The organism is Bradyrhizobium sp. 26S5 (assembly GCF_036923295.1).
GTDB lineage: Bacteria > Pseudomonadota > Alphaproteobacteria > Rhizobiales > Xanthobacteraceae > Bradyrhizobium > Bradyrhizobium septentrionale.
Map to the genome: position 1 here is coordinate 1,909,131 of NZ_CP145948.1, position 21,534 is coordinate 1,930,664.

26 protein-coding genes are annotated in these 21,534 nt (G+C 65.0%); 17 read left to right on the plus strand and 9 right to left on the minus strand.

Annotated elements, in window-relative coordinates; translation table 11 throughout:
• The first annotated feature begins 12 nt into the window (after window positions 1–12).
• Genes V5279_RS09030 through V5279_RS09040 form a run of 3 tightly spaced genes read left to right on the plus strand, consistent with a single transcriptional unit; the run spans window position 13 to window position 2,250 of the window.
• Window positions 13–669, plus strand: coding sequence for an acyl-homoserine-lactone synthase (locus V5279_RS09030; protein ID WP_338696557.1), 657 nt, complete (start codon window positions 13–15; stop codon window positions 667–669).
• Window positions 629–1,993, plus strand: coding sequence for a cytochrome P450 (locus V5279_RS09035; protein WP_338696558.1), 1,365 nt, complete (start codon window positions 629–631; stop codon window positions 1,991–1,993). The genes V5279_RS09030 and V5279_RS09035 overlap by 41 nt, the downstream gene beginning before the upstream one ends.
• A gap of 38 nt (window positions 1,994–2,031) precedes the next feature.
• Window positions 2,032–2,250, plus strand: a complete 219-nt coding sequence (locus V5279_RS09040) for a hypothetical protein (RefSeq protein WP_338696560.1) — start codon at window positions 2,032–2,034, stop codon at window positions 2,248–2,250.
• Between the two features lie 87 nt (window positions 2,251–2,337).
• Here the strand turns inward: V5279_RS09040 and ybaK are convergent, their stop codons facing one another.
• A complete protein-coding gene (ybaK, locus tag V5279_RS09045) occupies window positions 2,338–2,820 on the minus strand; it encodes a Cys-tRNA(Pro) deacylase (protein WP_338696562.1) in 483 nt (160 codons plus the stop codon).
• 37 nt (window positions 2,821–2,857) lie between these two features.
• Between ybaK and V5279_RS09050 the strand changes: the two genes are divergently transcribed.
• From V5279_RS09050 to V5279_RS09075, 6 genes are all read left to right on the plus strand, one after another.
• The gene (locus V5279_RS09050) at window positions 2,858–2,986 is read left to right on the plus strand and encodes a hypothetical protein (RefSeq protein WP_338696564.1); all 129 of its coding nucleotides are present in this window, start codon (window positions 2,858–2,860) and stop codon (window positions 2,984–2,986) included.
• A gap of 181 nt (window positions 2,987–3,167) precedes the next feature.
• Window positions 3,168–4,460 carry an adenylosuccinate synthase gene (locus tag V5279_RS09055; RefSeq protein ID WP_166303015.1) on the plus strand — a complete coding sequence of 431 codons (1,293 nt, stop codon included), beginning with the start codon at window positions 3,168–3,170 and terminating at the stop codon, window positions 4,458–4,460.
• 35 nt (window positions 4,461–4,495) lie between these two features.
• A complete protein-coding gene (locus V5279_RS09060) occupies window positions 4,496–6,073 on the plus strand; it encodes a hypothetical protein (protein ID WP_338696566.1) in 1,578 nt (525 codons plus the stop codon).
• Between the two features lie 203 nt (window positions 6,074–6,276).
• Window positions 6,277–6,711, plus strand: a complete 435-nt coding sequence (locus V5279_RS09065; RefSeq protein WP_166303019.1) for a DUF5413 family protein — start codon at window positions 6,277–6,279, stop codon at window positions 6,709–6,711.
• A gap of 447 nt (window positions 6,712–7,158) precedes the next feature.
• A complete protein-coding gene (locus V5279_RS09070; RefSeq protein WP_338696569.1) occupies window positions 7,159–7,527 on the plus strand; it encodes a cyclic nucleotide-binding domain-containing protein in 369 nt (122 codons plus the stop codon).
• Window positions 7,528–7,665: 138 nt separating this feature from the next.
• A complete protein-coding gene (locus V5279_RS09075) occupies window positions 7,666–8,202 on the plus strand; it encodes a DUF4112 domain-containing protein (RefSeq protein WP_338696571.1) in 537 nt (178 codons plus the stop codon).
• 67 nt (window positions 8,203–8,269) lie between these two features.
• On the opposite strand, the gene V5279_RS09080 is transcribed toward V5279_RS09075, so the two are convergent.
• From V5279_RS09080 to V5279_RS09105, 6 genes are all read right to left on the minus strand, one after another.
• Window positions 8,270–8,560, minus strand: a complete 291-nt coding sequence (locus V5279_RS09080; protein ID WP_029079152.1) for a hypothetical protein — start codon at window positions 8,558–8,560, stop codon at window positions 8,270–8,272.
• Between the two features lie 221 nt (window positions 8,561–8,781).
• Window positions 8,782–8,946, minus strand: a complete 165-nt coding sequence (locus tag V5279_RS09085) for a DUF3309 family protein (protein WP_016844323.1) — start codon at window positions 8,944–8,946, stop codon at window positions 8,782–8,784.
• 236 nt (window positions 8,947–9,182) lie between these two features.
• Window positions 9,183–9,560, minus strand: coding sequence for a hypothetical protein (locus V5279_RS09090; RefSeq protein ID WP_338696574.1), 378 nt, complete (start codon window positions 9,558–9,560; stop codon window positions 9,183–9,185).
• A gap of 219 nt (window positions 9,561–9,779) precedes the next feature.
• Entirely contained in the window at window positions 9,780–10,193 is a 414-nt protein-coding gene (gene msrB, locus V5279_RS09095) for a peptide-methionine (R)-S-oxide reductase MsrB (RefSeq protein ID WP_166214137.1), read from the minus strand.
• Between the two features lie 21 nt (window positions 10,194–10,214).
• Entirely contained in the window at window positions 10,215–10,931 is a 717-nt protein-coding gene (gene msrA / locus V5279_RS09100) for a peptide-methionine (S)-S-oxide reductase MsrA (protein WP_166303028.1), read from the minus strand.
• Window positions 10,932–11,246: 315 nt separating this feature from the next.
• Window positions 11,247–12,356 (minus strand): ATP-dependent DNA helicase, encoded by a 1,110-nt coding sequence (locus tag V5279_RS09105; protein WP_166303031.1) that lies wholly within the window; start codon window positions 12,354–12,356, stop codon window positions 11,247–11,249.
• A 219-nt stretch (window positions 12,357–12,575) separates the two neighbouring features.
• Between V5279_RS09105 and V5279_RS09110 the strand changes: the two genes are divergently transcribed.
• The 7 genes from V5279_RS09110 (at window position 12,576) to V5279_RS09140 (ending at window position 19,360) form a co-directional block, all read left to right on the plus strand.
• Window positions 12,576–13,781, plus strand: coding sequence for an LLM class flavin-dependent oxidoreductase (locus V5279_RS09110; RefSeq protein WP_338696580.1), 1,206 nt, complete (start codon window positions 12,576–12,578; stop codon window positions 13,779–13,781).
• A gap of 216 nt (window positions 13,782–13,997) precedes the next feature.
• Window positions 13,998–14,948 carry a sulfonate ABC transporter substrate-binding protein gene (locus V5279_RS09115; protein ID WP_338696582.1) on the plus strand — a complete coding sequence of 317 codons (951 nt, stop codon included), beginning with the start codon at window positions 13,998–14,000 and terminating at the stop codon, window positions 14,946–14,948.
• Window positions 14,949–14,955: 7 nt separating this feature from the next.
• On the plus strand, window positions 14,956–15,948 hold the full coding sequence (locus tag V5279_RS09120; protein ID WP_338696584.1) for a sulfonate ABC transporter substrate-binding protein: 993 nt from the start codon (window positions 14,956–14,958) through the stop codon (window positions 15,946–15,948).
• Entirely contained in the window at window positions 15,930–17,111 is a 1,182-nt protein-coding gene (ssuD, locus tag V5279_RS09125; protein ID WP_338696586.1) for an FMNH2-dependent alkanesulfonate monooxygenase, read from the plus strand. Before V5279_RS09120 ends, ssuD begins: the two co-directional genes overlap by 19 nt.
• Window positions 17,108–17,914: an aliphatic sulfonate ABC transporter permease SsuC gene (gene ssuC, locus V5279_RS09130; protein WP_166303043.1), complete on the plus strand. Its 807-nt coding sequence runs from the start codon at window positions 17,108–17,110 to the stop codon at window positions 17,912–17,914. The genes ssuD and ssuC overlap by 4 nt, the downstream gene beginning before the upstream one ends.
• Before the next feature lie 8 nt (window positions 17,915–17,922).
• A complete protein-coding gene (locus V5279_RS09135; protein ID WP_338701078.1) occupies window positions 17,923–18,762 on the plus strand; it encodes an ATP-binding cassette domain-containing protein in 840 nt (279 codons plus the stop codon).
• A 7-nt stretch (window positions 18,763–18,769) separates the two neighbouring features.
• A complete protein-coding gene (locus V5279_RS09140; protein WP_338696589.1) occupies window positions 18,770–19,360 on the plus strand; it encodes a flavin reductase family protein in 591 nt (196 codons plus the stop codon).
• A 17-nt stretch (window positions 19,361–19,377) separates the two neighbouring features.
• On the opposite strand, the gene V5279_RS09145 is transcribed toward V5279_RS09140, so the two are convergent.
• Window positions 19,378–19,758: a hypothetical protein gene (locus V5279_RS09145; RefSeq protein ID WP_166303049.1), complete on the minus strand. Its 381-nt coding sequence runs from the start codon at window positions 19,756–19,758 to the stop codon at window positions 19,378–19,380.
• A 169-nt stretch (window positions 19,759–19,927) separates the two neighbouring features.
• Here V5279_RS09145 and V5279_RS09150 point away from each other — a divergent pair, with 169 nt between their 5' ends.
• Window positions 19,928–20,083, plus strand: coding sequence for a hypothetical protein (locus tag V5279_RS09150; protein ID WP_029079140.1), 156 nt, complete (start codon window positions 19,928–19,930; stop codon window positions 20,081–20,083).
• Between the two features lie 42 nt (window positions 20,084–20,125).
• Here V5279_RS09150 and V5279_RS09155 read toward each other — a convergent pair whose 3' ends face one another.
• Window positions 20,126–21,511 (minus strand): sigma-54 interaction domain-containing protein, encoded by a 1,386-nt coding sequence (locus tag V5279_RS09155; RefSeq protein ID WP_166214148.1) that lies wholly within the window; start codon window positions 21,509–21,511, stop codon window positions 20,126–20,128.
• Between the last annotated feature and the right edge of the window lie 23 nt (window positions 21,512–21,534).

Genomic DNA, 21,534 nt, shown 5'->3' on the forward strand with positions numbered 1-21,534 from the left:
GAGGAAGGGATAATGCCGCATTCATTGGACGGCCTTCACGCACTCATCACCAGAGAAGAGCTTGATCCGGCGCATGTCGGAGCGATGTTGCGGCTGCGCAAGCGGCTGTTCGTCGACCATTGCGGCTGGCTTCTGACCACGGTCGGGGATGTCGAACGCGATCAGTTCGACTGCTGGTATACCGAGCACTGCCTGTTGTTCTCCGGCGTCGAGCTCGTCGGCGGCTTCCGGGCGATCCGCACCGACTATCCCTATCTCACCAAGTCGGTGTTCCCGCAGCTTGCGGTGCGCCGCTTTCCGAGCCGCCGCGACGCCTGGGAGATCAGCCGTTTCGGCGTGCTGCCTGGTGTCGCGAGGTCGCAGACTGCACGCGTGAACTACGCGCTGATGTTCCGCTTCGCGGAGCTTCGCGGAGCGAAGGCGCTCGTGGCGCTGGCCGACCTCTCCTATGAGCGTTTTCTCACCCGCATGGACATCCGCACCCGCCGCTACGGCCCGCCGCAGGTGATCGGCAATGATCGCATGGGCCGCCCGCTGACGGCGCTCGCCGGAGAAATCCCGCTTGGTCTTGCCGACAATCCCGGCCTGACCAAATTCCTCGACCTTGGACGGCAATTGGAGATCCACGATGCTTCACATGTTCTCGGACGTTCGAGCATTCCAGCATGATCCGCTGCGTCTGTTGCTGACGCGCGGCAACGAGGCAGAGCGGGGGCTGGTGCCGTTGCGGCTCGGTCCTGCGCCCGTCTTGCTGGTGAACGATCCCGATCTGCTGCGCCCGATTCTCAAGGCGCCGGAGACCGACATTGGAAAGGGCAAGCTGATCAAGAAGCTGACGCCGGTGCTCGGCCGCAGCTCGCTGATGCTGAGCGGCGAGGAGCACAAACGGCGGCGGGCGGTGCTGCAGAAGCACATGGCCAAAGGCAGCGTCGAGAAATTCCTGCCGCATATGTGCGCCGAGATCCGCGCGGTCGGCGCCAGCCTGGCGCGGCTCGGATCGTTCGATCCGCACCACGTCACCGCGATGCTGGCGCTGCGGACGATCTGCGTCGCGATCTTCGGCTCCCAGGTGATGTCGTCTGGCGACGAGGAAGCCCTGGTTCAGGCCGTCGGCGCGATCGAGGACGATCTGGCGGAGGAGATGTTCCGCGCGTTGCCGTTCGGTCCGGTGGCGTGGTACCGCCGCCGCAAGAACCGGGTCTGCGCCAAGCTTGCCATGTCGACGGTGGTGCAGCGGCTGCGCCGCAAGGCGGGCTCGAGCAGCGCGCTGCGCGATCTCGAGGCGCTCGGTCTGAGTGATCGCGATCTCGAGGACGAGATCCTGACATTGCTGCTGGCCGGCCATCACACCACAGGTTCGACTGCGGCATGGATGTTCTACCACATGGCCGCCGATCCCGCGCTGATGGACGACATCGCCGACGAGGCCGCGGAGTGCCTGGGCGACGACGGCGAGCTGCGACTAGACGCGGTGAAGCGCGCCAATCTGAGCGCGACGCTGGTCAAGGAGGTTTGCCGGCTCTATCCCAGCGCATGGTGGTTCTCGCGTGAGGTGATGCAGCCGGTGACGATCCGCGGGCACGACCTCAAGGTCGGCACCTCGCTGTTGATCTGCCCCTGGCAATTGCAGCGCGATGGCAGGCATTTCGAGGATCCCGACCGCTTCCTGATGACGCGGCGCTACAACACCGATGCCTACATCCCGTTCGGTGCCGGTCCGCGCGCCTGCGCCGGGATGGGGGTTGCGATGCTGGAGCTGCAATTGCTCGCGCTCGAGATCGCCGCCGCCTATCGCTTCACCGCCGTCACGCCAAATCCGGCGCCGTGGCCGAAAGCGTCGGTGACGCTTATTCCGCCGCCCATGACGATCGACATCGAAGTCCGGGAGGTGCCCTCGCGCATCCTGCATCCGGGCGAGGAAGCGCAGCACCTGCCCTACATTCCGTCCGCCGCCACGGCATCCATCAGCACACTACAATCGGTATCCCAATGACAACACACATCACAACGGCCAGCATCGGGCAGAGGGCCATGGATCAAGTGCAAGTGCGCAGTTTGCGCGACGTCATCACGGTGTTGCTCGAGCAGCGCAGCATCGTGAGGGCGGCCGGCGCAACCTTTGCCGCACATTTGCTCGACCTCGCGATCATGCAGCTCCGGCTCAACGTCAACGATATTTCGGCGGAGGAATTGTCCGGCCTGTCCGACCTCGTTGGCGCTGAGTTCGGCAGGGACAAATCCCCGCATTGATCGCGCAGAGCGTTTTCAAGCGAAAACGATCATGCTCAGAACAAGGAGATAGAGCGGGACGACGTTTCGAAGAAAAGTCATCCCGCTCTAGTCTTGCGTCGCCACCAGCGCCTTCATCGTGGCGCCGGCGGCGAGCGCGGCGTCGTTCGGATCGATCTCGATCTGCAGGCCGCGCTGGCCGCCATTGACGAACACGGTGATGTGGGTGAGGGCGGTCTCGTCGATCGCGGTCGGCACCCGCTTCTTCTGGCCGAACGGGCTGATACCGCCGACATGGTAGCCGGTCAGCCGCTCGGCATCGGCCGGGCGCATCATTTTGGCCGACTTGCCGCCGAGCGCGGCGGCGAGCTTCTTCATGCTGACCTCGCAGTCGGACGGCACCACGGCGCACACCGGCTTGCCGTCGACCTCGGCCATCAGCGTCTTCAGCATCCGGTTCGGCTCGACGCCGAGCGCCTCCGCCGCCTGCAGCCCGATGCTCTCGGCGCTGGAATCGTAGACATAGGTGTGGAGCTTGAAGGCAAGGCCTAGCTTCCGCAGCGCCATGGTTGCTGGTGTCGAATTGGGCATGGACCCTGCCGGTTAATCCAGCTGAATGATCGCCGCAATGGCGGCTGCGATCAATCGGCCGATCGTGTCGCACCGGGCCGCGCCAACATTAAATTCCGGCCAGGGCGCCGCCGCTGCGCACGGGGTGGAATTTTTAGGGGATATCAAAGGGTTGTCGTTCGTCTAAAAGGCATAAACGACCCCCTTCTTGCTTGCGAAGCCGGGCCGCTTCCGTTATCCGGTAGGCGCCTTGCGTGCGCGCGGCCGGGCGCCGTGATTTGGGCTGGGCATATCATGCAGGATCGCTGTGGGCGGACGCGTTTTCGCCGCGATCATGGTCTGAAACACCTGAAGGGAACATCTTCGAAATGGCCAATGTTGTCGTCGTCGGCGCCCAGTGGGGTGACGAAGGGAAGGGCAAGATCGTCGACTGGCTGTCGGAACAGGCCGACATCGTCGTGCGCTTCCAGGGCGGCCACAATGCCGGCCATACGCTCGTGATCAATGGCGAGACCTACAAGCTGGCGCTGCTGCCGTCCGGCGTGCTGCGCCCGAACAAGCTGGCGGTGATCGGCAATGGCGTGGTGTTCGACCCGCAGGCCTTCCTCGACGAGGTCGCCAAGCTGAGGGGGCAGGGCGTTGCGGTCGGGCCGGACAATCTGCGCATCGCCGAGAACGTCACGCTGATCCTGCCGCTGCATCGCGAACTCGACTCCCTGCGCGAATCCGGCAACGCCATCACCTCGATCGGCACCACCCGCCGCGGCATCGGCCCGGCCTATGAGGACAAGGTCGGCCGCCGCGCCATCCGCCTGATGGACCTCGCCGACCTCGACACCCTGCCGCACAAGATCGAACGCCTGCTGGCGCATCACAATGCGCTGCGCCGCGGCCACAATCTGGAGGAGATCGACGGCAAGGGCATCCTGACCGAGCTGACGGCGATGGCGCCGAAGCTTTTGCCCTATGCCGAGACGGTGTGGCGGCTGCTCGACCTCAAGCGCCGCGAGGGCAAGCGGATCCTGTTCGAGGGCGCGCAGGGCGCGCTGCTCGACGTCGACCACGGCACCTATCCCTATGTGACGTCGTCCAACACGGTGGCGGCGCAGGCCGCGACCGGCACCGGCATGGGCCCGGGCGCGGTCGGCTATGTGCTGGGCATCTGCAAGGCCTACACCACCCGCGTCGGCCAGGGTCCGTTCCCGACCGAGCTGAACGACGAGATCGGCGAGGAAATCGGCCGCCGCGGCAAGGAATTCGGCGTCAATACCGGGCGCAAGCGCCGGGTCGGCTGGTTCGACGCCATGCTGGTGCGACAGACTGTCCGTACCTGCGGAATTGCCGGGCTGGCGCTGACCAAACTCGATATTCTGGACGGGTTCGACAGCATCAAGGTCTGCATCGGCTACAAGCTCGATGGCAGGGAGATCGACCATCTGCCGGCCGGCGAGGGCGCGCAGGCCCGGGTCGAGCCGATCTACGAGATCATCGAGGGCTGGAAGCAGCCGACCGCCAACGCGCGGTCCTGGGCGGACCTGCCGGCCCAGGCCATCAAATACGTTCGCCGGGTCGAGGAACTGGTGGGGTGCCCGGTCACCCTGCTGTCCACCAGCCCGGAGCGTGAAGATACTATTCTGGTACAGAATCCGTTCGAGGCTTAACGGGATATTACCTATATCCCACCAATTGTGTGGAAATGGCTGACTACTACCCGCTGATCGCCCGTGCCATCGCCGGACTGGACCCCAACGCTCCCGGCGAAGCCCGCCGCGCGCTGTACGCGCGGGCGCGGACGGCGTTGATCCAGCAACTCCGTGGCGTGCAGCCGCCGCTCTCGGAGTCCGAGATCACCCGCGAACGGCTGTCGCTGGAAGAGGCGGTTCGCAAGGTCGAGTCCGAGGCCGCGCAGCGCGCCCGCGAGGCCTCCCGCCCCGGTGGCGGCGCCTCCGCCCGCAGCAGCGATACGCTGCGCCGCGCCAATCCCAGGCCGCCCGAGGCCAATTCCGCCGACGCTGCCGCGCGCCCGCGGCCCCCGGCCGACCCCCGTCCGCCGCGCAATTTGCGCCCCGATGCGCCGCCGGCCTCGCCGCGGCCGCAGAACCCGCAGATTCCTCCTAACGTCCCGCCCGGCCTCGATACCCAGCCGCCACAGGCCCGGCCGGGTCCGCCGCGCCGCGGTCCGGAAGGCGCGCAGCCGCCGGTGCCGCCGGCCGCCCCGGGCGTGCGCGGTTTCCGCGACATCACCGCCGACGCCGACGATCTCGGCCGCGCCGCGGCGCAGGCCAGCCGCAACGCGCGCAAGACCTACGCCAACGTGCCGTCGCCCTCGCCGGAATTCGACCGGCTCGAGCCGAGCCTGGAGAACCGCGGCGCCGATCCCGACGCGCCGTATTCCTATGAGGAGTCGGTCGAGGAGCCGGAGCGTTACACCCCGCAGCCGCCGCAGGCGCCGCCGCCGCAACGGTCGCGCATTGGCAATGGCGAGCGCGAGCCGAGCAAGCCGCCGCGCGTCCGGTCGATGTTCCCGTTCAAGACCGCGATCGCGATCGGCATTCTGTTGATCCTGGTCGGCACCGGCATTCTGTTGCGGCAGCAGGTCACCACCTTCGTCAGCAGCCTGTTCAAGTCGTCCGCGCCCGTCGAGGCGCCGAAGGATGCCGCCGCGACGCCTGCGAGCAAGAAGATCACCGACCGCGTCGGCCAGCCCTCGTCGTCGGGCGAGCCGGTCGCTCCGGTGGCGCAGCGCGTGGTGCTCTATGACGAGGACCCGTCGGATCCGAAGGGCAAGCAATATGTCGGCTCGGTGGTCTGGCGCACCGAGCAGATCAAGGGCTCCGGCAACCAGAAGCCCGACATCGCCGTGCGCGCCGACATCGACATCCCCGACCGCAAGTTCAAGATGACGATGTCGTTCCGCCGCAACACCGATTCATCGCTGCCGGCGAGCCATACCGCGGAATTGACCTTCATTCTGCCGCAGGACTTCGCCAATGGCGGCGTCGGCAACGTGCCGGGCATCCTGATGAAGTCCAACGAGCAGGCGCGCGGCACGCCGCTGGCCGGGCTCGCGGTCAAGGTCACCGACGGCTTCTTCCTGGTCGGCCTCTCCAACGTCGACGCCGACCGCTCGCGCAATCTGCAGCTGCTCAAGGAGCGCTCCTGGTTCGACGTGCCGCTGGTCTACACCAACCAGCGCCGCGCCATCATCGCGATCGAAAAGGGCGCCCCCGGCGAGCGGGCCTTCAACGACGCCTTCGCGGCGTGGGGTGAGTAGCGGCCTTAGCGCTCACCTCGCTGCTCACGATGTCATCGCCCGGCTCCGTCCGGGCGATTCCGTATCGCAGCGACATCGCGGCGGCCGTCTGTTGCAGCGCATTCGACGCGCAGAGCGCCGGAACATTGCCGGGCGTTTTCGATTTTCTCTAGCACCGTCGCGCGACTGCGTTACACTCGCCTGACGTCGGGCAAGGGCACGCCATGAAACGCTATCTGATCTTCGCAGCCATCGGGCCGTTCATCGGCGGCTTCCTGCTGCTGCTCATGACCACCTATCAGTCCGGCTACTGGACCGAGACCAATGGCGGCGAGGTGGCGAAGCTGCTCGTCGTGTTCGTGAAGTCGCTGCAATACAATTATCTGTTCGGCATCGTGCCGTCGCTGATGTTCGGCGCGATCGACGACATCCTGATGCATGTCAGGCGGATCGCGCCAACGGTGCGGATGCTGATCGTAGGCGCGGTGGCGTTCGTCGGCGCGGCGCTGATGTACGCCTCGCACGGCTCCGAGAGCGGAGCGGTGCAGTTCATCCTCTACGGGCTGGTCGGCTTCATCCCCGGCGTGATCACGTCCTGGCTGGCGCACAAATATGCCGAAGAGCTCTACCAGCCGGCGACGACGGCAGCCCAGCACTAGGCACGCACTCACAAGCGACAGTGTGCAACGGGAAGGCGGAAGTCGCCGGCTTCGGCGTGATCGACGGCTCGGGACCGAGCGGCGAAATGAGCGCGCCGCAATCGGACGAGCAGCCGGGTTGAGCGCGCGGCGAGCAACAGATCGCACCACTACGGTAATCTTATCGGTGCACAGACGCCGGTCGCGAGCCGGGCGCGTTGCTTTCACACAACTGTCATACCGTCGTCATCCAAGTGTAGTCCCAATGTCACGCGTCCGCATCGTCCTCATGAGCCGGCGGCTGTGGGGGCGATCGATGAGCGCGTCCATGGCCTCGGTCCTGACCTTGCCGATGGCGATGCTGATCTCGGGCCTGCCGTGTTTTGTTTTATCGCATTTGTTTTAGCCGGAGCGGCAGACGACCGGGACGTATGAGACCTGCGTCCAGCTTCGGGGAAAGGGTTCATAGTGGTAGATGCAAGCTTTAGCCTTCTGACGGGCAACAGTATCGAAACGCGTCTGGTCCGAGCCGGAGGCATCATTTTTCGCGAGGGCGAGCAAGCCAACGAGCTCTTCGTGGTCAAGAGCGGCTACGTGCGCATTCAGGTCGGCAACAAGACCGTCGCGGACCTGGCGGCTGATACGATCTTTGGCGAAATGGCATTGATCGACAACGAGCCAAGGAGCGCGACCGCCACAGCTCTCACCGATGTCGAGCTCGTCCCGGTCTCGGAAAAGCAGTTTCTCTTCCTCGTCAGCCAGACGCCGCATTTTGCCCTGAAGGTGATGAGGACGCTGGCCCACCGACTCAGAACCATGAACAAGGTCGTCGACTAAGCAAGGCGATCGAAAACCGCCGCTTCCGCCGCCGCTTCGGCGCGCGGTGCTTGATGCGGCCGTGAACGTGACGGAGCCTCAAACGTGACACAGTGGTAATGTGACGCAACTTGAACCGCTTGCCTGCGTTACCATGTGATGGCCATGCCCGAGGACGACATTTTCATGCCCCACGCTGCGCGATCGCGGCCGCCTTTCGGCGGGGCGCAGGCGCGCGGCAAGGTCATCGACCAGGACGGGCGCGAATTCTCCGACGCCACGCTGCATCCGCAGTTCGAGGGTTTCCAGTTCGACTTCCGCAACGCCAGCGCCAATCCGTTCGGCAATCTGACGCGCGAAGAGCGGCTGGCGCGGCTGGAGATGATCGCAAAGCTGCTCGACGTCGCCTTCATCGTGCCGGGCACCAATGTCCGTTACGGCATCGACGGGCTGATCGGCCTGATCCCCGTGGTCGGCGACATCATCACCACCGCGATCTCGCTGTGGCTGGTGCGCGAGGCCCGCTTGCTGGGCGCGCCCTGGCACATCACGGCGCGGATGCTCGCCAATGTCGCGGTCGACGGCGTGATCGGCATGGTGCCGGTGGCGGGCGACGCGTTCGACGTCATGTTCCGCGCCAATATCCGCAATGTGCGGATGCTGCGGCGCTGGCTGGACAAGCAGCCGCGGATCTAACGAACTCCCCAAAACAAAAGCCCCCGGATCGGTCCGAGGGCTTTTCGTTTTAAGAGGAGCGGAAAGGTTACGCGGCGTCGGCGTCGGTCTGGCTGGCGGCGGGGCGCGGACGACGCGGCAGCGGGAAGCCTTCGCTCTCATACAGCGAGCGGATGCCGTTCTGGTCGAAACGGGCTTCCTCGACCTGCAGATAGGCGCCGTTCAGCGAATCCGCCGGCAGCTCTTCCATCGCAAAGCGCACGGCTTCGGCGGCAGTGCCGAAACGGCGATAGGCGAAACCAGCCCGCTTCTTCTTGCGGATGGCGGCAGGAAACAGCTCGGCAGACGTGTTGTAGTTGAACGGACGCAGGGGACGCATGGTCGACGACCTCTTGTGTTCTTGGCGCGATGCGGCGAAAGGGATTTTGGGGACGGCGGCCTACCATCGGCGGCGCGCCGTACGTGTCATTTCGACCCCTAATATAGGCCTCTTTGACAAAAATGCGACCCCAGAAGCGGCCCCGGCAAGGCACATGCTGAATCCGCGCATAGCACGCGATCGGGCTGAATAATCCCTTTCATTTCAGAGTCTTAAGGCTCTCATATCTTGTCGAGCCAGGCCAGGATCGCGACCACGATCAAAATCACCCCGAAAAGGCCCATTCCGGAGTGGCCGAGGCCATAGCCATAGCCGCGGATCCGGCCGCTATAGCCGCCTAGGAGGATAATCAGCAGGAGGATGATGAGGATCAGTCCGAGCGACATGGCGCCCTCCTCAGAATAGGCGGCAGCCGCACGGCGAGACGCCGACGGCCCCGCGAATTCGGAGCAAAGCACATTCCGGCCCGCGAGTCGTTAACTTCAGTCCTCATTCCGGGGCGATGCGCAGCATCGAACCTCAGGTGCGCAATTGCGCACCGGGGAATCTCGATATCCCCCGATGCGCGATTGCGCATCTGAGGTTCAGTCCTGCGGACTGCCCCGGGATGACGGCTTCACCGTCACTTCTTGCTTTCGTCGATCGGCAGCACCTTCAGCGGGGTCGGATAGGGCTCGACCCGCAGAGAGTCGCTGGCGATCAGGCCGATCTTGTGCAGCGGCGCCTGTTCGAGATCGCCGGAGGCCGACTTGTGCACGGCGTATTGCCAGACGCTCATCGAGCCCTTGGCGACCAGCATCTTGGCGATGCCGCCGGCATTCTGGCCCTCGACCTGCGCGAGATCGGCATCGGTCAGGCCGATGACGATTTCGTCCTTCGAGGTGATGACCTTGAACAGCGAGATCTTGTCGGCGGCGAACGCTGGCATGCTCAAAGTGCTCCCCATGATCAGGCCGGCAAGACCGAGACCCAACAAAAGCTTTCCTGGAATCCGTGACATCAAAATTTCCTCATGTTCAGGCGCGCGAGGGCCGCCGCGGCCAAAACAAACCCCGCGCGACCGGTTCTTGGTCGCGCGGGGCGGAGAAATTGTTCGACGTGAGGGCGGGATATTTGCCGAACCCGCTATCGTCATTGCCGGGCTTGACCCGGCAATCCATCGTGATGAAAGACTCATTCCTTGATGGATGCGCGGGTCGAGCCCGCGCATGACGAGTTGTTACTTCTTCTCGTCGAGCTTCAGCGCCGCCGAGTTGATGCAGTAGCGCAGGCCGGTCGGGCCGGGGCCATCGTTGAAGACATGGCCGAGATGGCCGTCGCATTTCGAGCACAGCACCTCGGTGCGGATCATGCCGTGGCTGACGTCGCGCTCCTCGTCGACATGGCTCTCGATCGCGGGCTTGGAGAAGCTCGGCCAGCCGCAGCCGGAGTCGAACTTCTGGTCGGATTCGAACAGCGTCTGCCCGCAGCCGGCGCAGACATAGGTGCCCTTGCGGGGATCATGCTCGTATTCGCCGGTGAAGGGGCGCTCGGTCGCCTTTTCCCGCAGCACCGCATACTGCATCGGCGTCAATTCCTTGCGCCACTCGGCCTCGCTCTTGTGAACCTTGCCGTCGGTTTTGGTGTCGGACATTCAACCTCCTTTGCGAGATGTCTAGTTGGTGGCCTTGGTGCTGCTCACCAGCGTCGGCTTCTCGATGTAGTTCTCCGCGAAGATCTTCTTCAGGTTCTCGACCTTCGGGATGTCGTTATAGGCAATATAGGGTTGGGTCGGGTGCAGCGTCAGATAGTCCTGGTGGTAGCCCTCCGCCGGATAGAACGCCTCGAGCGCGCCGACCTTGGTGACGATCGGCTTCTTGTAGACCTTGGCCGCGTTGAGCTGGGCGATATAGGCGTCCGCGACCTGCTTCTGCTCGTCGCTGGTGGTGAAGATCGCCGAGCGATACTGGGTGCCGGAGTCGGGGCCCTGGCGGTTCAGCTGGGTCGGGTCGTGCACGACCGAGAAGAAGATCTGCAGGATCTTGCCGTAGGAGATCTTCTGCGGGTCGTATTTGATCTCGACCGATTCCGCGTGGCCGGTGGTGCCGGTCGACACCTTCTCGTAGTCGGCATTCGACTTGCTGCCGCCGGAGTAGCCGGACACCGCACTGACGATTCCGGCGGTGTGCTGGAACACGCCCTGCACGCCCCAGAAGCAGCCGCCGGCGAGCACCGCGGTCTTGATGCCGGCCTCCGGCGCGCTTGCCGCGGGCGGCGGGATGATCACGGCGTCCTCGGCGGCAAGCGAGGGCGCAACGGCAAAAGCGGCGACGGCCAGCGCGCCGATCGCGGCGGCGCAAAGCGAGAGGCGGCTGAGGGAGCTTTTGGGCATGGGTTCCTCGTGGGATCGCAATTGGGGGCCAGTCTAGAGCGGCAGCCGGCATTCGCAAATCGGGCCGGGCTGCTCCGACGCTTAAAAATACGGGCGAGGGCGCGTTTTGTTACGCCGCCGGCCACACGGTTTCGTGAGCAAAATCGCGCTCGGGCGAGACCTTAGGCGGGCGGCCGCCCCACGAGGACTTCTACTGCGTCGCGGCGAAATCGTCATCTCGTCATTGCGAGGAGCGATAGCGACGAAGCAATCCATGTCTCAACAAGCGGGATGATGGATTGCTTCGCTCCGCTCGCAATGACGATGGATAGGGCGTCACACCACAATGCTCAGCCGCTTCGCAGCCCGCGTGATGCCCGTGTACAGCCACCGCGCGCGCGAATCCTGGAACGCAAAGCTCTCGTCGAACAGCACGACGTCGTCCCATTGCGAGCCCTGCGACTTGTGCACGGTCAGCACATAGCCGTAGTCGAACTCGTCATAGGGCTTGCGCTGCTCCCATGGAACGCCCTCGACGCCGCCGTCGAAGCATTCGCCGCGCACCGAGACTTTTGTGACCTTGTAGCCGAAATCCTCATCCGGCATCACGCGCATGGTGATGATCTTCGATTTCGACTGCGCGCGTGCCTTGACCCGCCACAGCCCGCCGTTGAACAGGCCCTTCTTGCGGTTGTTGCGCAGGCAGACCAGCTTGTCGCCGGCGACGGGGAGCGGGTCCTCGATGTTTTGCCGCTGCCGCACCCGCATGTTGTAGGCGCGGCGGGTGTTGTTGCGGCCGACCAGCACCTGGTCGGCGCGCATCACGCGGTCCGGATCGAGCTCCTTGCGCGACACCACCTCGCTCTCGCCGTGGCGGCCGATCTCGAGCTCGCGGCCCTCGCGGATATCCATCGACATCCGCACGATCGGATCGTCCTGCGCCTGGCGGTGCACCTCGGTCAGCATCGCGTCCGGCTCGGCATCGGTGAAGAAGCCGCCGCCCTGGATCGGCGGCAATTGCGCGGGATCGCCGAGCACCAGCAGTGGGCAGTCGAACGACATCAGATCGCGGCCGAGCTCGGCGTCGACCATCGAGCATTCGTCGATCACGATCAGCTTCGCTTTTGACGCGGGAGCGTCGTCCCAGAGCTCAAAACTCGGCTGCTCGACGCCGGATTCACGGGCGCGATAGATCAGCGAGTGGATCGTGGAGGCGCTGTCGCAGCCCTTGTTGCGCATCACCAGCGCCGCCTTGCCGGTGAAGGCCGCGAATTTCACCTCGCCGTCGACGCCTTCCGCGATGTGGCGGGCGAGCGTGGTCTTGCCGGTTCCGGCATAGCCGAACAGCCGGAACACCGGCGGAGTGGCGCCCTTGCCGGGCTTGGCTTTGAGCCAGTCGGCAACTGCTTTCAGCGCGGAGTCCTGATGCGGCGTGAAGGTGGTCATGTGGCTTTCGGAGGAATGAGCGCGCGACCGATAGCGCCGCGACTCGTGCCAGCACAAGCTAAACATTCATGCGGTCCGATCAAGCTATCTCCCGCTGCACGGAATTGGAGTTTCGCCCCCGAGGCTGGACTTGGGTCGCGCCGCCACTAGACTGACCGAAAACAACAAGCGGTCGGGACCACAACAAGTGGTCGGGAGCGCGACCTTGGGAGTGACGCCATGAAATTCGGCATCTTTTACGAGCTGCAACTGCCGCGCCCGTGGAACGACGGCGACGAACTCCGCCTCTACCAGAACGCGCTGACGCAGCTCGAGACCGCCGACCGGCTCGGCTACGACTATGCCTGGGTCGTGGAGCATCATTTCCTCGAGGAATATTCGCATTCGCCGGCGCCAGAATCCTTCCTCGCCGCCGCGAGCCAGCGCACCAAAAACATCCGGCTCGGCCACGGCATCTTCCAGCTCACCACCAATCATCCCGCCCGCGTCGCCGAACGGGTCGCGGTGCTCGATCTGCTCTCTAACGGCCGCTGCGAGTTCGGCATGGGCGAGAGCGCCTCGATCACCGAGCTGACGCCGTTCGGCCGCGACATGGAGACCAAGCGCGAGGTGTTCGAGGAAGCCGTGCAGGCGATCTTCCCGATGTTCACCAAGATCGGCACCGAGCATCACGGCAAGTATTTCGACATCCCCTTGTGCAACGTCGTGCCGAAGCCGGTGCAGAAGCCGCATCCGCCGCTCTGGATGGCCTGCTCGCAATTGCCGACCATCGAGCGCGCCGGGCAGAACGGATTTGGCGCGCTCGGCTTCCAGTTCGTCAGCGCCGAGGCGGCGCATGCCTGGGTGCATGCCTATTACAACGCGATCACCAAGCGGCTGAAGAAGCTCGCCGACTACGAGATCAATCCGAACATGGCGCTGGTCTCGTTCTTCATGTGCGCCGAGACCGACGAGGAGGCGCGCAAGCGTGCCGATGGCGCGACCTTCTTCCAGTTCGCGCTGCGCTATTACGGCCAGGCGCAGAACCGGCAGCGGCCGGCGCCGGGCACCGTCAACATGTGGGACGAGTACAACAAGTGGAAGCGCGAGAATCCGGAGGCGCAGGAGGCGGCACTGCGCGGCGGCCTGATCGGCTCGCCGGAGACGATCGCGAAGAAGCTGCGGCGCTTCCGCGCGTCGCATATCGACCAGGTGATCCTGCTCAACCAGGCAGGCAAGAACACCCATGAGCACATTTGCGAGTCGCTCGAGCTGTTCGGCAAGGAAGTGATGCCGGAGTTCCAGCACGATCCGGAGCATGATGCCTGGAAGAAGGGCGTGTTGAGTGGTGCGATCCAGCTCGAGGAGATCGACACCCAGGCGTTCTCGGATCGCTATGGCAAACTCGCGGTCAATGTCGCGCCGAAAACCGCCGCCGCGGGCTGATCGTTTGTTGTGCAGCGACCTCGCGATCTCGTGAGGAAAATAATTCGCTACGCGCGATCCGCGCTTTAAAAGAAACCACCCGCGCGATGCCTGCACAGAAGTGCAGGCATCGCTATTTTTGTGCGGTGCTCGACAGCTTCATTCGCGCGCCCCATCATCCTGACAACGCATGATCGCGTGTTGAGAAACGCGCTTGATCGTCAGGAGAGTTTTGGAATGAAGCGTCGTGAGTTCCTCCAGCTGTCGCTCGTCACAGCCGCCGCTGCCGCGCTGTCACGGGGTGCGCAGGCCCAGGCGGACGCGAAGGAAATTCGTATCGGCTACCAGAAGAACGGCGTGCTGGTTATCACGCGCCAGCGTGAAGCCCTGGAAAATCATTTCAAGCCGCAGGGCATCAGCGTGAAATGGGTCGAGTTCTCCTCGGGCCCGCCGATGATGGAAGCGATGAATGTCGGCAGCGTCGATTACGGCGCCGTCGGCGATTCCCCGCCGATCTTCGCCCAGGCCGCGGGCGCGGCCATCGTCTATGCCGCGGCCCAGCCGATCATCAATGGTTCAGGCATCCTGGTGCCGCAGAATTCGGCAATCACAGGCATCGCCGATCTCAAGGGCAAGCGCGTCGGCTTCACCAAGGGATCCAGCGCGCATAACGTCGTGATTCAGACGCTGGAGAAAGCCGGGCTGACCTATGGCGATATCACGCCGGTCTATCTGACGCCCCCCGACGCCGGTCCGGCTTTTGCCAATGGCGGCATCGATGCCTGGGCGATCTGGGATCCGTATTTTGCGATCGCCGAGACCAAGCAGAACGGTCGCATTCTGGTCAAGACCCGCGACATCACCAAAACCAACTCGTTCTACATCGCCAACCGCGACTTCGCCCGAAATCACGGCGCACTCCTGCAGCAGATCGTCGATGTCACGACGTCGTCGGCGGCGTGGGCGCAGGCGCATCCCGATGAGGTCGCGAAATCCCTGGCCGCCGTCACCGGCGTGCCGCTCGATATCCAGACCATCGCGGCGCGGCGGGCCGGCTTCTCGGTCGGGCCTGTGACTGACGACATCATCGTGACCCAGCAGGGCGTCGCCGACCGCTTCTTCAAGCTCGGCCTGATCCCGAAGCAGATCGCGATCCGCGACATCGTCTGGCGTAATCCCCAGACCTGATCGCTCCTTGGTCAATTGGTCAATTCAATGCAGAGGACATTCCCATGACGCGTTTATTTCGACGCTGGATCGCCCGCGCGGTGCTGTCGGTCAGCATCGTCGCAGCGCCAGCGTCGGCGTTTCCTACGGCCAGGACAAGGTCGTCCGCATCGGCTTCCAGAAATACGGCAAGCTGGTGCTGCTGAAGAGCAAGGGCTCGCTCGAGGATAAGCTGAAATCGGTCGGCTACAAGGTCGTCTGGACCGAGTTTCCCTCGGGTCCGCCGCTGCTCGAAGCACTCAATGTCGGCGCGATCGATTTCGGCAACACCGGCGAGGCGCCGCCGATCTTCGCGCAGGCCGCAGGCGCACCGATCCAGTATGTCGCCTATGAGCCGCCGGCGCCGAAGGGCGAGGCGATCCTGGTGCCGAAGGACAGCCCGATCAAATCGGTCGCCGAGCTGAAGGGCAAGAAGGTCGCGCTGAACAAGGGCTCCAACGTCCACTATCTGCTGGTGAAGGCGCTGGAGAAAGCCGGCGTGAAATATTCCGACGTCGAGGTCGCCTATCTCGCGCCCGCCGATGCGCGCGCGGCGTTCGAGCGCGGCGCGGTCGATGCCTGGGTGATCTGGGATCCGTTCCAGGCCGCGGCGGAGGCCGCGACCGGCGCCCGCACGTTGGCCGACGGCACCGGCGTCGTCGCGAACTATCAGTTCTACTTCGCCTCGAAGCAGTTCCTGCACAGCGACCCGAAGATCGTCGAGCTGGTGCTGGCGCAGCTCAGCGAGGTCGATGACTGGGCCAAGGGCGATATCCACGCCGTGGCCGAACAGCTGGCGCCGAGCATCGGCCTGTCGGTGCCGGTGGTGGAGGTCGCGCTGAAGCGGCAGTCCTACGGCATCAAGCCGGTCACCGACAGCGTGGTCGCGGATCAGCAGCAGGTCGCCGACACATTCTTCGCGCTCGGCCTGATCCCCAAACAAATCAAGATTTCCGACGTCGCATGGAGACCGGGCACGTGAGCACCCCAACCAACGCCAACATCCTCTGGTTCTTGCCGACCCACGGCGACAGCCGCTACCTCGGCACTGCGATCGGCGGCCGCGAGGTGAACTTCAACTATCTGCGCCAGATCGCGCAGGCCGCGGATCAACTCGGCTACTACGGCGTGCTGCTGCCGACGGGGCGGAGCTGCGAAGACTCCTGGGTGGTGGCGTCAGCCGTCGCGCCCTGGACCGAGCGGTTGCGCTATCTCGTGGCGGTCCGGCCCGGCCTGCAATCGCCGAGCGTCGCCGCGCGTATGACCGCAACGCTGGACCGGCTGTCGAACGGGCGTCTCCTGATCAATGTCGTCACCGGCGGCGATCCGATCGAGAACAAGGGCGACGGCATCTTCCTGGATCATGACGAGCGCTACGCGGTGACGCGCGAGTTCCTCAACGTCTACAGCGATCTGCTCGCGGGCAAGACGGTCAATGTCGAGGGCAAGCACATCCGGATCGAGGACGGCCGCCTGCTGTTCAATCCGGTGCAATCGCCGCGGCCGCCGCTCTATTTCGGCGGCTCGTCGGACGCCGGCATCGACGTCGCGGTCGACACCGTCGACAAATATTTGACCTGGGGCGAGCCGCCGGCGCAGGTCGCCGAGAAGATCGCCAAGGTCAAGGCGGTGGCGGCGCAGCGCGGCCGCAAGCTCTCGTTCGGCATTCGCCTGCATGTCATCGTGCGCGAGACCAATGCGGAGGCGTGGCGCGCCGCCGACGAGCTGATCCAGTATGTCACCGACGACACGGTCGCTGCCGCCCAGAAGATCTTTGCGCGGATGGACTCGGTCGGCCAGCAGCGCATGGCGCAGCTGCATGGCGGCCGTCGCGACCAGCTCGAGATCAGCCCGAATCTCTGGGCCGGCGTCGGCCTGGTGCGCGGCGGGGCCGGCACCGCGCTGGTCGGCGATCCCCTGACGGTTGCCGCGCGCATCAAGGAGTATCAGGACATCGGCGTCGATACCTTCATCATGTCGGGCTACCCGCATCTCGAGGAAGCCTATCGCTTCGCCGAGCTGGTGTTCCCGCTGCTGTCGCTGGCGCAGCCTGGCAATGTGACGCCGATCCGCGTCAATACCGGGCCGTTCGGCGAGACGATCGGCAATGACTACCGTCCGCACAAGCAGGCATCGCAATCATGAGTCTCATCGACAGTCTCCCGCGCGTCGGCGCGCCCAAGCTTCCGAAGGTCGACGGTCTGATCCCCTGGATCGTGCCGCTCGCCATCATCCTGATCTGGCAGCTGGCCTGCGTCACCGGTTTTGTTCCCTCGCGCGTGCTGCCGGCGCCGTCCGACGTCGCACTGGCGGGATGGAAGCTGCTGCTGTCAGGTGAGCTGATCCGCAACATCTGGGTCAGCTTCTGGCGCGCCTCGATCGGATTTGTGATCGGCGGCAGCATCGGCTTCGCCTTCGGGCTCGCCAATGGGCTGTCGCAGCTGTCGGCGAAGCTCACCGACACCACGCTGCAGATGGTGCGCAACATTCCGCATCTGGCGTTGATCCCGCTGGTCATCCTGTGGTTCGGCATCGACGAGTCGGCAAAGCTGTTCCTGGTCGCGCTCGGCGTGTTCTTCCCGATCTATCTCAACACGCTGCACGGCATCCGCACCGTCGACCCGCAGCTGATCGAGATGGGCCGCATCTACGGCATGAGTGACGGCGAGCTGTTCCGCCGGGTGATCTTCCCGGGCGCGCTGCCCTCGATCTTCGTCGGCCTGCGCTTTGCGCTCGGCATCATGTGGCTGACCCTGATCGTCGCCGAGACCATCGCGGCTTCGTCGGGCCTCGGCTACATGGCGATGCAGGCGCGCGAGTTCATGCTGATCGACGTCGTCGTGCTCTCGATCCTGATCTACGCCTTGCTCGGCAAGCTCGCCGACAGTGCCTCGCGGGCGCTGGAGCGGCTGACGCTGTCGTGGCACCCCGCCTTCCAGAAGAAGTGAGAATGAGAATGCAAGAAGCGCTTCGTTTCCAGCCCGTCGACGCCGAGCCGGTCGACCGCGCCGATATTGTCGTGCAGGCACGGCAGCTGCGGCGCGGATCGGAAGGTGCGACCCGTGGCCTGTCGCTGACCATTCGCGGCCTGCGCAAGGCGTTCGGTGACAATGAGGTGCTGCGCGGCATCGACCTGCACATCCCGGCCGGCCAGTTCGTCGCGATCGTCGGCCGCAGCGGCTGCGGCAAGAGCACGCTGCTGCGCCTGATCGCCGGCCTCGACGCGCCGACGGCGGGCAGCATCGCCTTTGGCGAACAGCCCCGGGCGCAGGATGTCCGCGTCATGTTCCAGGAGCCGCGCCTGCTGCCCTGGGCGCGGGTGCTGTCCAATGTCGAGGTGGGTCTGGGACGGGAGCGCTCCTCCGCCGACGCGCAGGCGCGTGCCGAGCGCGCGCTGGTCGAGGTCGGCCTCGGCGACAAGCGCGGGCAGTGGCCGTCGGTGCTCTCGGGCGGCCAGAAGCAGCGCGTGGCGCTGGCGCGCGCGCTGGTCAGCCAGCCGCGCGTGCTGGCGTTCGACGAGCCGCTCGGCGCACTCGACGCGCTGACCCGGATCTCGATGCAGCAATTGCTGGAGCGCGTCTGGCGCGACCAGGGCTTTACCGCGATCCTGGTGACGCATGACGTCGCCGAGGCGGTCGCGCTCGCCGACCGCGTGCTGGTGATCGAGGACGGCCGCATCGCGCAGGACGTCACGATCGACCTGCCGCGGCCGCGCCGGCGCGGTTCGGCCGAACTCGCCGCGTTGGAAGGCGAGATCCTGAAGCATCTGCTCGAAGGCAGCGAAGACACCCTGTGAGGTCGCCATGAATTCCGTCGTCCGCAATGTTTCGATCGAGCCCGTGGTGGCGGCCGCCGAGTTCCGCGGCGCGATGCGCCATCTCACCGGCGGCGTCAGCGTCATCACGGCCGGACGGGCTAAGGACATTTCGGGGATGACGGTGACCTCGGTGTCGTCGCTGTCGGTCGAGCCGCCGTCGCTGATCGTCAGCATCAACCGCGCTGCCTCGTCGTGGCCGCTGATCGCGCGCCATGGCGTGTTTGGCGTCAACATCCTCACCGCCGATCAGCTCGAGATCGCCGAGCGCTTCACCGGCAAGGGCGGCCTGAAGGGCGCGGACCGCTTCACTGGCGCCGAATGGACGACGCGCGCCTCCGGCGTTCCGCTGCTGGTCGGCGCGCTTGCCGCTGTTGATTGCGAGGTCGAGGAGATCATCGAACGGCATTCGCACGCGATCGTCATCGGTCGCGTGCTCGACGTGATTGCCTCTGAGCGCACCGCCGCGCTGGCGTACTGGCACGGCGAGTATGTCGCGATCGACAAGGAAGAAGACGCCGCCAGGCTGGCCGAAGTCAGCCTGCCGTCACGTCACGTCCATGCGAGGGGCGTGCGCTAGGGCCCCCAGATCAGGCTTTAGAGGATTGCGGTCAGCGTCGCCGGGCTGTCGATGATCACGGTGCTGCCGCGGACGCCGTACCAGACCGCCTGGACGGTCTGAGCCGCATTGCCGAGCGGGATGCCGACGACCAGCGTGGTCGGAATGCGGCCAAAGCTCGACGGAGTCCCTTCGTTATAGGTAAAGCTCGCGGTAACCGTGGAGACCGCGCCATTGAGGGCGATGCCGAACGTGCCGCCGGGAATATCAGTGCCGGTCGCGTAGGGCATCGGAACATTCAGGATGATGATGGCGGTGGTGCCGACGCCCTCGGGAATCGTCAGGGTGAGGCCTTGGATCGGCGTGAAGGTCGAGGAATTGGTGGACAGGGTGCCGGCGGTCTGCGCGTAAAGGGCCATATCTCTCTCCAGTTGTCAAAGGACGCTAAAACAATAGGAGATTGAGTAAGGCAAATGGCTGCTAGATACAAGAGATGACAGGCGGCGGGGCCGGCGCGGCATGTTGGCCGTGGCGCTTTCTTGATCAGCGCATTAAATGCCGGTCGGATTTCAGAGACGTGACGGTTCGATGAAGCGCGCAGGAACCTGGCTGTTCTATCTCGTCGGTGCAATAGCCGTCGGCTATCTTGCGCTATATGCGTATGCGACCTTTACCGGCCGCGACATCACGCCCGGCGATCCGATCCGAATCTTCCGTAAGCCCGACGCTCCAAGCTACTCGTGACGTGAGGCAATCGCGGCAGGAGGGCCCTGCCGCGTGCGGTCCTCAACCAGCGCTGGCCATCCGCTGATAGTCGGGAGCGCCATTGCCGGCCGGGGTGATCGGGATGCCGCCGTCGGCATATTCGTTGAGCTTGTTGCGCAGCGTGCGGATCGAGATGCCGAGGATGTTGGCGGCATGGGTGCGGTTGCCGAGGCAGTGCTTCAGCGTTTCCAGGATCAAATCGCGCTCGACGTCCGCGACGGTGCGGCCGACTAGCGCGCGGGTGACCTGCTCGGCGGCAAGCGTGGCGTGCGCGACGGCGGGCGCGGTCTTGGCGAGGTCGAGCCGGTCGCCGTCGGGGGTGAGGATCGCCTCAGCACCGATCTCGTCGCCCTGCGCCATCAGGACGGAGCGATGGATGGTGTTCTCGAGCTCGCGGACGTTGCCCTGCCAGCGGTTCGCGGTCAGGACGCGGCGGGCCTCGGTCGAGACCGGGCGGACCGGCAGGCCGTTGGCCTCGGCATATTTCTTGGCGAAGTGCTGCGCCAGTTCGAGGATGTCGGCCGGGCGGTCGCGCAGCGGCGGGATCTTCAAATTGACGACGTTGAGGCGGAACAGCAGGTCCTCGCGGAAAGAGCCTTCGCGCACCGCCTCCGACAGATTGCGGTTCGAGGTTGCGATGATGCGGATGTCGACCGGGACCGGCTTGGTGCCGCCGACGCGGTCGATCACGCGCTCCTGGATCGCGCGCAGCAGCTTCGACTGCAGGCGGACGTCCATCTCGGAGATTTCGTCGAGCAGCAGGGTGCCGCCGGTCGCTTCCTCGAACTTGCCGATGCGGCGCGCCACCGCGCCGGTGAAGGCGCCCTTCTCATGGCCGAACAGCTCGGATTCCAGGAGGTGCTCCGGGATCGCCGCGCAGTTGATCGAGATGAACGGCCGCTTGGCGCGGGCCGAGCGGGAGTGGACATAGCGCGCCAGCACCTCCTTGCCGGTACCGGATTCGCCGGTGATCATGACCGAAGCGTCCGAGCCCGCGATCTGCTGCGCGAGCTTGATCACCCGGCCCATCGCCTCGTCGCGCCAGATCAGGTCGCGGGCGTCGTTGGCGACCGCGGCGAGCACCGCTGCGATCAATTCGGGATCGGGCGGCAGCGGGATGTATTCCTTGGCGCCGGCATGGATCGCGGCGACCGCGGCGCGGGCGTCGTTGGAGATGCCGCAGGCGACGATCGGCACGTGGATGTGCTCGGCCTCGAGCCGCATCACGAGGTCGCGGATGTCGAGGCCGACGTCGACCAGCAGGAGGTCGGCACCCTTGCCGCCGCGCAGCACGTTCATCGCCTGTTCGATGGTTTCGGCGTGGGTCACGGAGGCGCCGTTGTCCATCGCGATCTTGGTCGCGGTCGTGAGCTGGCCCTTCAGGGTGCCAACGATGAGAAGCCGCATGATGATCTCCTGTTCGTCTGGTC